Raw genomic sequence first — 14991 nt, 5'->3', positions numbered from 1 at the left:
GATTTAACTGATTTTGAGTTGTGTGTTAGCTACCGTCAATTTTAGGACAAATGTTGCTTCAAAAAATCTCGAATTTGCTTGAGCTGAAATCCTTTAGCAAGTTGGCGCAGGTGATGAACGAAAGGCACTAATGTCGGGTCAGAATGTTCGAGTTTAGCAGTTTCTTCCAGAATAGCTTCAATATCGCCCATTGCAGCCAATCTTAACAACGCCAAGACTGACTCTGAGGCAGGAGACACCATCGTTGAGTCAGCAGCCGCAATTTCAGAATATGCTTTTGCAGTGTGGGCTGTCCGCTTTTTGGTTTGTGCTCGTTCTTCGTAAACCCATTCTAGTCTCAAGTGCAGGCGCAATAATTCTAAAAGCTCGTTAGTTTGAATCGGCTTGGTGAGAAAACTATCGCAACCTGCAAGTATGCTCTCTCGCTTGGTAGTCTCGTAAACGTTAGCGGACAAAGCAAGGATAACCGTATCTTTTAATTCCGGCAACTGTCGCAGCCGCCTGGTAGCTTCCCAACCGTTCATGACGGGCATCAGCAAATCCATTAAAATTATATCCGGTAGAAATTCCTGTGCTTTGTGCAAGCAGTCTTCGCCGTCTGTAGCTTCTGCAATTTCAAAGCCTAAATGAAAAAGTAGCCTGTGCAACATAGCGCGATTTACTTCGTGATCGTCCACGATTAGCACTTTCCGCTGGGGGCCGGTAAAACCGATAAGCCGCCTTTTTTCTTGCCGGGAGGGGAGTTCAGAAGACTGGGCGACTGCGGGCAAGTCTAGATCCAACCAAAATATACTGCCTTTGCCGGAGGTACTTTGGACGCGAATTTGGCTGCCCATCATTTTGGCTAATTTTTGGCTGATGGAAAGTCCCAGTCCCGTACCTTCAACGAAATTGTTATGATCGCCCACTTGATGAAAAGGCAAAAATATTTCTTCTAATTTATTCTGAGAAATGCCAATGCCGGTATCTTCGATTTGAAAGCGAATTTTAGGGGTAGGAACACGGCCGATATTTTCTGCTGTTGTCACCTCGCGCGCTTCTGTTGTTCCTAGGGGCTGGATCGACATTTGCTGCGCGTCTAAATTCGCGGTCACATTGAGCGTTTGACTGGCAATTTCCGCTGTCAAACTAGAATTTTCGCAGTTGGTTTGAGGATAGTTATCGGGGAAATTTTCTGCATAACCGACTTTGAATGTAACGCTGCCGCTCTTCGTAAACTTAACGGCATTGCTGAGCAAATTAATCAAAACTTGACGCAACCTTTTTTCGTCTGCCAAAATGCCGTCTGGCAGCGCTGAAACCTGCTCGTAATTAAAAGCAATTCCTTTTTGAGCCGATCGCATCTGGAACAAATCAATAATACTTTTCACAAAACTGGAAAAATGCAGGTTGGTCAGCGACAGCTCCATTTTACTAGCTTCGATTTTTGAGAGGTCTAAAACATCATTAATCAGCATCAGCAGGTGGTTGCCGCACTGGTGAATGTTGTTAAGACTTTCCTGCTGATCTGCGGTAAAGTTTTTCTCGACTTTGAGCAGTTGAATGTATCCCAAAATCCCGTTCAAAGGCGTCCGCAATTCGTGGCTCATGTTGGCGAGAAAGTCGCTTTTAGCGCGGTTGGCAGATTCGGCGGCTTCTTTAGCTAATTGCAGGGCGGCTTCTGCAAGTTTGCGATCGGCAATTTCGGTTTGTGCTTGTTCAAATAGCACCGATTGCTGAATGGCGATCGCCAACTGCACCCCCAATTGTTTTAGGCACTCTCCCTCCAATTGCTGCCAGAGACGCGGGCCCGTGCAGTGGTGGGCAATTAACAGCCCCCACAAGTTTTCACCTTGCAAAATTGGTACTACCAGATTCGCTCTCACATCGAGCCGAGTCAACAAACCCAAGTGGCAGTCGGCCAGGCCGGCATTGTAAACATCTTCTATGGCTCTAATTCTACCGTCTTGGTAAAGATGAACGTAGGCTGCCCCGAAACAGGGGTCATAAATTTCCATTCCTACAATTGGTCGGACATTTTCGGCAACCGACTCGACAGCGATAAACCCGCTCCAATCCGGATTAAATTGGTAAATAATAGTGCGGTCTACTTGCAAAAAATGCCGCACTTCTTCGACACTTTTGGTAAGAATTTCTTCAAGATTTAGAGAAGACCTAATGCGTTCCAGCATGGCTACGGCTAACTGTTCGCGCTTTAATTTTTGGCGTAAAATTACTTCGGATTCTTTGCGTTTTGTGATGTCAGTAATTACTGCAATTAAGCCGATATAATTCCCATTAATATCTTGAATACTGTCGGCTCGCACCAGAGCAGTTACTGCTTCGTAACTCTTAGTTTGCAGCGCAACTTCGCCACACCAAGAGCGACCTTGGCGAAGGCTTCTATAGATTTGTTTATGATTTTTATGCCGGACATAAAGCGCGGTCATATCGCCAATATCATTGAGTTCTTCCACCGTGTAGCCGTAGCGCTGAATGAAGGCTTGATTGTGGTAAATAGACCGCCCTTTCAAGTCGGCGATCACGATCGCATCGCTGGTACTTTCGACGGCTTGAGTGACCTGCAGTAAAGCTAATTCGGCTGCTTTGCGATCGCTAATATCCGTCATCGAACCCACCATCCGCAGAGGGTTTCCGGCTTCGTCCCACACTGCTTGAGCGCGGGCGAGCACCCACTTATAGCTACCGTCTTTGCACTGCAAGCGGTATTCGGCGGCGTAATTGGGGGTTTGGCGATCGAGATAAGCTTGGATCGCTGCTTGCACTCGTGAGCGATCGTCTGGATGGATGCGCTCGATCCATGCGCTGTTGGTGCTGTCGATTTCGCCGTCTGTGTAACCGATAATTTCTTGCCAGCGGGCAGATCGAAAAGCTTCATTTGTTTGAAGATTCAGATCCCAAATTCCGTCTTGATTGCCTTTGAGAACTAACTGCCAGCGTTCTTCACTTTTACGCAATTCTTCTTCGGCTTGTTTGCGCTGAATATAATCGCCCAACTGAGTCGCTACAGCCTTGACCAATTCTACTATACGCGGTTCCATAATCGAGCGATCGCGCTTGCAGAATACTAAAACTGCCAGCACCTTTGAACTAGCGTGAATTGGCACTCCGAAACAAGCTTTCAATCCGACTGATTTCGCCATTTGCGATCGGGCAAAAAGATGATTTTTGGCTAGAGAAATATCTTCAATCCATTCTACATTTCTGGTTGACCAAATCCGTCCAGGTACTGCCACTCCGGCGGCGAATCTAATTTTTTTACTTTCGTGGCCAAACGTATCTAAATCGCGATCGCTAGCGTACCAAGTTTCGCTGTGTTCCAAAAAAGTACCGTTAGCACTCGGTATCCAAGCTTCTGCAAAATTCCAGCCGATCGCATTGCACAGCAACCGCAGGATATCTGGGAGGGCGCTCTGAAAATCTGCCGACTGACTAATGGCTTTAGTTGCTGCCAGCAACAGCTTTATTTCATCTTCTGCTTGCTTGCTTTCTGTAATATCAGTTGCCGTGCCGAGAATTTGTTTTAACTTACCGTCTGCTGTTTTCCCAAATACAGTATCTCGGCTAACCATCCAGCGCCAAGAACCATCCTTGTGCCTAATTCGATATTCAATTTCAAAGATATCCCCTTCGCTGCCTGTTTCGACTTGCTGTAAATAATCAGGCATTTTGATTGAATCTTCGGGGTGGATTAAACTTGAAATCATCCACGGCCCCATTGCCTGAATCTCCTCTACTGTATAGCCAAGAATGTGGTAAATAGAAGCGTTCGCATAGATATTTTTTTTTTCAATTAAGTCACAAACATACAAAATATTAGGACTGGCCCCAGCAATTTGCTGAATGAACCGCTGGCTTTCCCGCAGTGCTGCTTCTGTTTTTTTTCTTTGGGAAATATCGCGAACAATGCAAATGATTTCCCCGTCGGGCAGCATTGTCAGCGATACATCTAGAGGAACCTTCGATCCGTCGCGGCGACATCCTACTGCTTCGGTCATGTACCAACCTTTCTGCACTAAATTAGGCACAACTTCTTCCTCAAACCTCTGCCGTTCTGCACCTTCGTAGAATATTTTCCAATTTTTGCCTAACAGTTCTTCGAGAGAGTCGTAACCGTAGATTTTTAATCGGGCTGCGTTGCAATAAATCAAAAGTCCGTCGCTATCGATTATGGCTATACCTTCGGAAGCGGCAGCCATTGCCGCTGTTTGTCGGTGGAGTTTTGACTCGAAACGTTTGCGATTGGTGATGTCGCGGACAATCGCGATAATTTCGTCATCCGTGCAGAAAACAATTCTCGCTTCAAAATCGTACAGTTCCTCATTAACGGGCATTTGATATTCTACAACTTGAATCTCGCCAGTGGCGATCGCTTGTTGATGGCCCGACAAGATTTTGTCAGCAAAAGCAGCCGGTAATATGTCTTGTGCTTTTTTGCCAATTAGTGCTTTTTGTGGTAGGATATTCTCGAAATCTTTTGCAGGTTTGAAGTCTACAAAAGTGCCGTCTGCCCGACAGCGAAATATCATGTCTGGTATCGCATTTAAAAGAGCGCGGTTAGTGGCTGCGCTCTTACGCAATTCAGCTTCAGCTTGCTTGCTAAATGTAACGTCGCGAGCCACTGCATAAATCAAACCTTCTTCTGCAAACGGCGATGCTGTCCACGACAGCCATTTATAAGTACCATCTTGGCAAAGATAGCGGTTTTCTAAGCTAATAACGGGGTGGCTTTTTTTAAGTATTTCTAATTCAGCTAAAGTAATTGCTCGGTCGTCTGGATGCACGAATTCTATCAAAGGTTTGGCTAACATTTCATCACTGCTATAACCTAATACATTTGACCAAGCGGGGTTTAAGCGTTTGAAATAGCCATCAAAACCTGCAATGCAAAGTAAATCCAACGAGAGATTAAAAAATCGATCGCGGTCTTGCTGGGTTTGTTTCAATTCCGTAACATCCATCACCAAACCGTCCCAAACTATATCGCCGTTGGCTTGCTTTTCTGGCTTTGACGCGCCTTGCAGCCATTTCACTCGATCTCCCATAACTTGCCGCCACTGGTGTTGCCAAGCTTGCTGAGTCACCGCTGAAGTTGCGATCGACCGCTGCAAGCCTGAGATGTCGTCTGGGTGAACTGTTGCAAAAGCCAAATGGGCATTTTCTTCTATTTGTTCTGGTTTTAAATTGTATATCTGCCAACTGCCGGAAGAAACGTAAGTAAAAGATGTTTTACCATCTACATAAAGCCGATATTGATAAATCATTCCCGGCACGTTGTCGGTCATTATTTGAAATCGAGCTTCGCTTTCCTGCAACGCAATTTGCTGGCGTTTGTATTCTGTCACATCTCGCATTGTTCCGACCAACATTTTACGACCATCGGCGTTGTTAAATACTGTTTTTTTAGTAGAGATAATGCGTTCTTGGCCGCCGCCATCGGTAAAAATTTCTTCTGTTTGCTGAGCAAGACTTCTTTGCAATACTTGCTCGTCTTGTTGCCAAAAAAAAGCCGCTTGTGCTGGGGGTAAAAAATCGTATCCTGACTTGCCAATCAGTTCCGCTCGCCTTTTTCCTATCAAATTGCAAAAAGCATCGTTTAATACGATCCATCTGTGCTGCTCATCTTTGACAAAAATTGGGTCAGGAGTAGAATTAATCGTGTGATTTAAAAACTCTTCTGATGCTTTTAATTGAGCTTCGTAACGGTAGCGATCGCTCACGTCCAAGACTACTTTAATCAGGTGGTCGATCGAGCCGTCTAGGGCGCGAATACAGCGCAGGGAAACTCTAGTATAAACTGTTTGTCCGTCTTTTCTGCGCCACCTTTTGTCTAGAACATAGCCTTCGCTCTCCCCAGCCAAAATTTTATTTAACTGCTCCCCACTAGCCTGCAAGTCTTCAGGAAAACCCCACCTCTGGCAATTCTCATGCAAAAAATCTTGGCGATCGTATCCCAGCAAATCGCACAAAGCATCGTTTACTTCTAACCACTCGTATTTTTCTGGTTCTGAGGGGGAATTCGGAGGAGCAAGAATCGCAATTCCGACGAGAGAATTCTCGACTACCGAGCGATATTTTTCTTCACTTTTTCGCAAAGCTTCTTGGTTGTGCTGTCGCTCGACTGCGTAGCGAATCGATCGAATTAACACTTCGCTGTCGATTTTTCGCTTGACTAGATAATCTTGAGCTCCGGCTTGGATTGACTGCACGGCAAGCTCTTCATCGTTGCGGGCAGTCAGTACAACAATCGGAGTATTTAGACTGTATTCTTGTATTTTGACAATTGTATTTAAGTCTTGGCTGTCCGGCAGCGAAAGATCTAGTAAAATCACATCAAAATGTTCACTGACTAAAATTTCCTGCGCTTTGCTGAGACGGTCTGTACAACTTACGGATAGTCTTTGGGGTTCGGCTCTACTGACATTTGTTTCTAATAATAATTCTTCGATCAGATCGGCTTCGGCTTGATTGTCTTCGACCAGAAGAACTTTAAAGCCGTTTCGCTTTGCGGCTGGGCTCAAAACTGATATCATATACCTTGTTTTTTGTCATAAGGCAGTCGAGCTAACTATTATAGCATATAAATAATTACCTCCCCCCAAATCCGGCCACTCCAAGTTAAAAACTCTGTGGTTCAACAATTACAATGTACTCTATGCAACTGTTTTTTTGCTCTAAGTAGATCCACGCAATCAGAGGCAAAAATTTTACGGTTTTTAGGATCTCTGTTTCAGGAGGAAACTAAGCTGCTGGGTGTTGTGTTTTTTTGGGCTAGCACCCCGGTCTGTCGATTTTAGATCTTAGATTTTAGATTTTAGATTTAGTCCACAGATGAATCGGGGAGCTTGAACTAGAATCTAAAATTTTGGGTGACTCACGGCTACTGTCGGAAAGTAAGTATCGGTTTTTGGGCGGGGTCAGCCGATCGCGCGATCGAACCCCACCCTTTGTTCCCCTTGGATTCCCCTACCAACACAATCCGAGCGATATCCCCACACCAATCAGCGCTCAACGCCAAAAAAGCGGTGAGAAATATCTTCGTTATTCATATTTTTACCACTTCTTTTATAATACCTTACATAAACTCATTACTGCAAATTCTTTACGTTTTGCAATCAAATCAAATATCTCCACAGGCCTTGCTATTTAGCCAAAAAGTGATAGTCTTGAAATAGAGGCAATCGAAAATTCGGTTGATACAGCCTAGGAAAAAAATTGAGAATTTTTGTAACAAAATTACAATTCCCAATAAACTGTCTTTTGTTTACCTTTTGTTTACTGTCCTTTGACCGAACTGAGATGAATTTTAGAGGAAAAAAGCAATGATCGAAAATTTAGCAATTGATCAAAAACCCGGTTTAATTCCCAAAGAAAAAGCCTTAGTATTGTTGTTTGATGAAGTCGGCATCGCCGACATCCCATTAGTAGGCGGAAAAAATGCTTCTTTGGGCGAAATGATTCAACAATTAACCGGCCAAGGAATCAGAGTTCCCAACGGATTTGCAACTACAGCACACGCTTACCGGCACTTCATCCAGTCAGCGGGTTTAGAAGCTAAATTGCGCGAAATTTTTGCCGATTTAGACGTAGAAGATCTGCAGAACCTGCGACAAAAAGGCAAGCAAGCGCGGGCACTGATTCTGGACACACCATTTCCGCGAGAAATCCAAGCGGCGATCGCGGATGCTTACGAAACATTGTGCGATCGCTACGGCGACAGTACAGACGTAGCAGTGCGTTCCTCCGCCACCGCCGAAGACTTACCAGACGCCAGTTTCGCGGGACAGCAAGAAACCTACCTCAACGTCCAAGCTTGCGCTGGCGTCCTCGAATGCTGTCACAAATGCTTTGCTTCCATATTCACAGATCGCGCGATTTCCTACCGCCAACAGCGAGGTTTCGACCACTTTGAAGTCGCCCTATCAGTCGGCGTCCAAAAAATGGTGCGATCGGACTTAGCATCCTCCGGCGTCATGTTCAGCATCGACACCGAAACCGGATTCAAAAACGCCGTATTAGTCACCGCCGCCTACGGATTAGGCGAAAACGTCGTCCAAGGCACCGTCAACCCCGACGAATACTTCGTCTTTAAACCCACCTTAAAACAAGGTTTTCTCCCGATTTTAGACAAACGTCTCGGCACCAAAACACTCAAAATGGTGTACGATATCGGCGGTTCTAAATACACCAAAAACGTCTCCGTCATAGCAGCCGAAAAAAATAAATTTGCCATACAAGATGATGAAATTCTGCAACTCGCAAAATGGGCCGTCATCATCGAAGAACACTACTCTAAAGTGCGCGGGACTTATACCCCGATGGACATTGAGTGGGCAAAAGACGGCAATACTGGCGAATTGTTTATTGTCCAAGCGCGACCCGAAACAGTACAATCTCAAAAGTCTGCTAAAGTTTTGCGAAACTACAAATTGCAAGGTTCCAGTGCAATTTTGGCAAAAGGACGCGCCGTTGGCGAATCAATCGGACAAGGAAAAGCCCGCGTGATTTTAGATGTGCACAAAATCGCTGAATTTCAATCAGGAGAAGTTTTAGTTACCAACAAAACAGACCCGGATTGGGAACCGATTATGAAAAAAGCAAGTGCGATCGTTACCAATTCCGGCGGCCGCACTTGTCACGCCGCCATCATCGCCAGAGAAATGGGAATTCCCGCCATTGTCGGCACCGGCGACGCCACTCAAATCTTGAAAAACGGGCAGGAAATCACTGTTTCTTGTTCCGAAGGAGACGAAGGCAAAGTTTATTCCGGTTTGCTTCCTTTTGAAATTCAAGAAACTGCGATCGAGAATTTACCCCGCACCCGCACTAAAATTTTAATGAATGTCGGGAACCCAGAAGAAGCCTTTGGTTTATCAGCCATTCCTTGCGACGGCGTAGGCTTAGCGCGGTTGGAATTCATCATTGCCAATCACATTAAAGCACACCCGCTGGCACTGATTCACTTTGACGAATTGGTGGATGAATCAGTCAAAGAAGAAATTGCAAAGCTGACAGCACTTTACCAACACAAACCCGATTTCTTCACCGACAAACTCGCCCACGGGATTGCCACAATTGCCGCCGCATTTTATCCAAATCCAGTTATCGTGCGGATGAGCGATTTCAAGAGCAACGAATATGCTAATCTTTTGGGAGGGCGGCAGTTTGAACCCAAGGAAGAAAACCCGATGATCGGGTGGCGTGGCGCCTCTCGCTATTACGACCCAAATTACCGCGAAGCTTACGCTTTGGAATGCAAAGCATTAAAGCGAGTTCGCGACGAAATGGGCTTGACAAATGTGATTCCGATGATTCCATTTTGCCGCACCCCAGAGGAAGGCCGAAAAGTGTTAGCCGAGATGGCAAAACACGGTTTAGTTAAGGGCGAGAACGGCTTGCAAGTGTATGTGATGTGCGAATTGCCGAGCAATGTCATATTTGCTGACGAATTTGCCCAAGTTTTTGACGGATTCTCGATCGGCTCTAACGATTTAACTCAGCTAACATTAGGATTAGACCGGGATTCTGCTTTAGTCGCGCACATTTTTGACGAACGGAATGAAGCTGTCAAGCGCATGGTAGCAATTGCCATTAAAGCCGCCAAGAAGTACGATCGCAAAATTGGGATTTGCGGTCAAGCCCCCAGCGATTATCCTGAGTTTGCTCGATTCTTGGTTGAGTTGGGAATTGATTCGATTAGTTTGAATCCCGATTCAGTTTTGAAGACTTTGTTAGATGTTGCTAAGGTGGAAGGTGCGGGTTCGTTGATGGATTTAGCGGGGGATATTGCTAAGGTTTAACCGTTTGGGTTTTTGAGAGCAACCGGGTTTATCAAAAAGTTTGTGGGATGGGCGTCCCGCCCGTCCAAAAAATACGGGCGGGACGCCCATCCCACAATAACAATTGAAATTGTAAGTTATTTAATTCGCCCTCCTCAGCCGCCAGCTAACAGTTAACACAGGGGCGGCCTAGTTTGAGACTTAATCGGGAACTTTTCTTATTTAAAACCGTCTTTTCGGGGATGATTTTCTGTTGCCATAGCCTAAATTAAAACAAATATTCTCCACATAAGCTCTGAAAATGTGCTAACTGCTCTCCTGATTATTTTCATAGGTTTAGCTCCGTCGCTGCTGTCTTTGTGGGTGATGCGCTATGCCCAGAGCCAAGCCCGCGACAGAATTGCAGCGGCCAGACTTGCGGTAGCGAATAGACCAATCCGAACTCAACTACCAACTGCCGATCGCACTTACATACAAAGCCTCGGTTATGCTATCGGCGATATCACTTGCGAGTATAACGCCCGCTCTAATTACATTCGCTGCGCTGTCAATCCTTCTGGGCCCTGTCAAGATTGTCGGTACTACCAAGCCAAAACTCTTGACGTTGGAGAGCAAAAGATATAGCTTATATTGGTGCTTGTATCTACGTCTATTTGCGGATGTAATAATCAATGAGTTAATATGTACTTACGTGTAAGGATTCTTGTTGAAGCTTGTTTTGGACTACCCACGCCCAAACTCAGCAGTTAAAACCTAATCGAGCATTATTGCTTGGTTACAGTTGCCATAACTGGCGGATTGCGATCGGTGTTTTTCTAGTTGAGGACTTACGATCAAAAACCAGGTTTAGATGATAAATTTTGGTTAGGCGACGAGAAATCTAGGCACAAATTAGGTTTCTAGTCTCCGGGGCGTAACTCCTGCAGTTAAGAAAATTAGCCAACAAAAATCGTAAGTAGCTGAGGCGCACATCTCCCAATCAGTTTCTCCAAAACATCATGAAAAATTCTGCACGAAACATTGTCCCGAGCATTTATCTTAAGCAGAAACCAGCTCGAAGACTCTAAGTTGACAACTTGAGAAGTTGCTTGTGGGCGGCACTAATCTGTTTTTGCGATCGTAGCGAAACAGTCTCAAACCTAGATTGCTATCTCCCGACTCCAAGTCATGAATTTTTAAGACGCCTCGTCGATACAGGGTATGCCGATTTCAATTGAATCTCATATGTTGCACCATTTTCAAGAATAGGCGACGCTGGCCTGTTCTACAACCAGTGAATTTTCTTATGGGCCGGGCAGGAGAACCCCCCATAGAAGGGTTATTGAGAAGGGTAAAAGATCTCAGTTGAATGACACTTCGGGCACTGCCGACATAATTATGTGACGGCTATCACTCCCTAATTAATGTCTAGTTGCTATTTTGAACAGGGTTTGCGCGCCAAAACCAAAGAAACCGAGTTTTTTACCGGGAGCGAAGGCTACAAAGAAGTCTTTTAGTCCCTCAAACCAGGTTTATACGTCCAGAAATAGTGAATTTTCTCTGCAAATAAAGTGCATTAGACGATGTACAGAAAACCTCATAAAGTAAATTTTTGAGAACTCCTGTTATTATCTACTGCGCGATGTAAGAGATATAGCCTTTCTCAGTAACATGAGGTGCACGCTTGATAAGCGGCCTCCGTGGCCTCCGTGGGAATAGGCCTCCGTGGCCTCCGTGGGCATACCTCACCAAGATTGAGAAATGCTGTAGGCGTGTAACAGATACACTCCCTAAAAGAAAAGAAAAAAGCCGAAGGCAAAATATCACCCGATAGAGAGATTATTGGGATTTAAACCCCAAATCCTCAGCGCTTCTGCCGGCGATATTTGCAATGCTATCAAATATCTATATAGCACTGCTTTGTGCTGAGTAAAATTTGCTTTTTGCTCTTGATACAAGTCAAGCAGCAGAGCCTCTTACTCTGCAATTCCACCTTGTGAATAGGTGATAATTATCATCTGGAAATGGGTACATCATCTACAATCCGTGAGCCAATTTGACCATGCAAAGCATCTGCAACAAATCAATCTTTATCACCCCAAAAATATGTGACTCCACCGCAAGGATTGCGGGCGCGAACTCCCAAACAACAGCAACTTATCATCAGAAAAAACCAATAAAACAAGTAAAAACAGTAGGGGCAATCCCCCCGTGGTTGCCCCTGTCCCAGAAACTCCGTGGTGGCACGGGAATTGGGCATCCCCCCAGAGAATTTTTGCGAGCAACCGTAAGGGAAAACCCCCCGTGGTTGCCCCCTCGGACTATAAAAAATGTACTGTTCCTCGATGCCAGAGTAGAGAACGGCGACAGCTTGGCAAGAGGAGCAACAGCCGATACAGAGGTATTTGTACTGGACTCGACACGGGATGGAGTCGAGCAAATTACTAGAATTTTGGCGGTTTGCAGCGATTTAGACAGCCTTCAGATAGTTTCTCACGGTCGAGAAGCAGGAGTGCAGCTAGGGTCGATCGAACTCTGCAACGACAACTTAGAAACCTACAGCCATTTGTTACAGCAGTGGGGAAAAGCCCTGAGCGAGAGAGGAGATATCTTGTTATTCGGGTGCAGCGTCGCAGCGGGGGAAAGGGGCGAGGCCTTCGTGCGGCGGCTGAGCTTGATAGTCGGTGCAGATATTGCAGCTTCCGACAACTTGACGGGGAGTGCGGCACTCGGCGGGGACTGGGAATTAAAATTTGCGATCGGGGAAATAAAGGCGAGAATCGCTATTGAAAAAGAAGTGCTCGAAGCCTACCCTTACGCCCTCGGCACATTAGTTAACGAAACTTTCAGAAACTCCACAGTTAGGGGGCCTTGGATTTACGGGGGAAACAACGGGGCACTGTTCAATCCGAGCAACGGGGTTGCAGCAGCCAATCAACTTATCCCCGGCATTACCGGAGGCACTGTATCCGGCGTACTTCCGGCTTTGGGCGGTGCAAGTCCTGGCGATGGCGCTCTGCGATTAACTCCAGCAGTAAACCTTCGGGAAGCTTTTGTCATCTACAACAATCCGATTCCTTCAACTGATGGTCTCAGAGTCCAGTTTGATTTTTATTCTTATGGTTCAAGCGGGCAGTTTCCGGCTCCGCAACCGAATATTAGCCCTCAGCCAGGGGACGGGCTGGGTTTCTTCTTGATTGATGGGACTGTTAGCCCAACCAGGACTGGGGGTTATGGCGGTTCTCTGGCTTACGCTCCACGAACGGGTATACCCGGTATTGAGGGAGGTTATTTAGGCATTGGGCTTGACGAGTTTGGCAATTTTTCAACATCCACAGAAGGGCGCTCTGGCCCTGAGCCGCCTCCGATTCCGGGATCTTCTATTGGTTCTTTCAGACCTGATTCAGTAACGGTTAGAGGAAGTCAAGCAAATGGTTATCGGTTTTTAACAAATGTGATCGTTCCCTTCGGCATCGATAACATTCCTACGAGTATTGACTTTAGTGGCCCTCAACAAGGCGCCAGTTTTAACTTCAGCAATACGTTCACGACCGATCGCAATTTAGCCAAAAGATCCGTTCAAATTACACTGAATCCATCTAACGATCCGGTAAATCCGTCTCGTCTCACCGTTGCCTTCGATGAAAATTTCGACGACATCTACGAAACTACATTGATCGACATCCCCAACTTGGTCACCGCAAATGGCGCAGTACCGCCCCTTTTCAAATTTGGTTTTGGCAGTTCCACAGGAGGCGCCAACAACATTCACGAACTTCAAAACGTGGTAGTTGAAACTATCAATCCTCCCAGTATCGCCGCTGAGGTTGCCACTATCAAGACCGGCCCGCAGTTTGTCAAGCCCGGAAGCAGCATTACCTACACGATTACTACTGTAAACAGAGGGCCAGCGCCTGCTACAAATGTTCTGATTCAAGACGAATTACCTTTAGAACTGCTGCTTCCGGGGGGATTGCCGCCGATTCTCAGTGCCTCCAACAACGGCACTTACGTGAACCAAACGAAGGCTGTCACCTGGCCGTTAATTCCGGTTCTCAATGCGGGTGAGACTCTGACTTACACCCTGACAGTTGATTTGCCGCCCGGTTTAACCAGCGGTAGCAGTTTTGCCAACGTTGCATTCAGCACTAGCTCGACTTTCGACCCCGACCTCAGCAACAACAGCGGTGTACTCGCGCCCGGTCAAATCGAGGGGCCGGGTGTAGTTTTTACCACAGTTGTCGATACAGTCGCGGATTTAGTTACTACCAAAAGTGGCCCTGTGACTACTTCGGCCGGGTCAAGCGTCACCTACACATTGACTACTACTAACATGGGGCCAGACTCTGCTGCGGATGTGACTATCACGGACAGCATTATTCCGGGTTTAACAGGAGTCAGCTTATCGGACGGGGGGAGTTACGATTCTGTTTCGGGCATTGTCACCTTCCCAGCACTGACAGCGCTGGCAAGTGCGGATACTGTGACCCACACTGTCAGTTTCACTGCCCCAGCCACCCGTACCGCCATCAGCAACACGGCCCGGAGTAGCTCGGCGACTTTCGATCCGATCGCCACTAACAACAACGGCTCGACCACCAACAAAGACGGCACTCCCACTAACTCTACGGTTACGACAAGTATTGCGCCCAACGCGGATCTTGTTACCACGAAAACGGGTTCTACGAGTGCTACTGCTGGTAGTTCGGTCAGCTATTCGATCGCCACAGTCAACTTAGGGCCGAGTCCTGCAGAGGCTGTAACCATCACTGACAGCATAGTTCCGGGGTTAGCCGGAGTGACGGCATCTAATGGTGGCGTTTACGATCCAGTGACTGGTATTGTCACCTTCGCGCCGGTGGCAATAGCCAACGCGGAGACAGTCATCCGGACGATCGACTTCACAGTACCGCCTACTCTAACTTCCATCAGCAACACGGCCAGAAGTACCTCCATCACTCCCGACTTCACTCCGGCCAACAACAACGGTACAAACCCCAACGCCACCGTCACCACCTCGATCGAGGCTGTGGCCGATGTTGTCACCCAAAAAACAGCTCCGGCCAGCATCCAGGTGGGCGACACGCTACTTTATACAATTACTACTACCAACAACGGGCCGAGTCCTGCGGCCAACGTAGTCATTACTGACAGCTTGATTCCCGGCTTAACTAATGTCAGCGTGTCCGATGACGGAACCTACAATCCAGACACAGGGGCGATCGAGTTCCCA

At 46.6% G+C, this 14991-nt stretch carries 4 protein-coding genes; 3 read left to right on the top strand and 1 reads right to left on the bottom strand.

Annotated features, from left to right (window positions below; all coding sequences use genetic code 11):
- Positions 1-41: 41 nt before the first annotated feature.
- Positions 42-6533 carry a PAS domain S-box protein gene (locus tag QUB10_RS24835; RefSeq protein ID WP_333205891.1) on the bottom strand — a complete coding sequence of 2164 codons (6492 nt, stop codon included), beginning with the start codon at positions 6531-6533 and terminating at the stop codon, positions 42-44.
- 789 nt (positions 6534-7322) lie between these two features.
- Here QUB10_RS24835 and ppsA point away from each other — a divergent pair.
- The 3 genes from ppsA to QUB10_RS24820 form a co-directional block, all read left to right on the top strand.
- A complete protein-coding gene (ppsA, locus tag QUB10_RS24830; RefSeq protein ID WP_333205890.1) occupies positions 7323-9800 on the top strand; it encodes a phosphoenolpyruvate synthase in 2478 nt (825 codons plus the stop codon).
- A 282-nt stretch (positions 9801-10082) separates the two neighbouring features.
- The gene (locus QUB10_RS24825; RefSeq protein WP_333205889.1) at positions 10083-10403 is read left to right on the top strand and encodes a DUF6464 family protein; all 321 of its coding nucleotides are present in this window, start codon (positions 10083-10085) and stop codon (positions 10401-10403) included.
- 1417 nt (positions 10404-11820) lie between these two features.
- On the top strand, positions 11821-14991 hold a 3171-nt coding region (locus QUB10_RS24820; RefSeq protein ID WP_333205888.1), incomplete at its 3' end, for a DUF4347 domain-containing protein.

The sequence above is a fragment of the Microcoleus sp. B5-D4 genome (genome assembly GCF_036705145.1).
Taxonomy (GTDB): domain Bacteria; phylum Cyanobacteriota; class Cyanobacteriia; order Cyanobacteriales; family Microcoleaceae; genus Microcoleus.
This window is presented reverse-complemented; position numbering and strand designations above follow the sequence as displayed.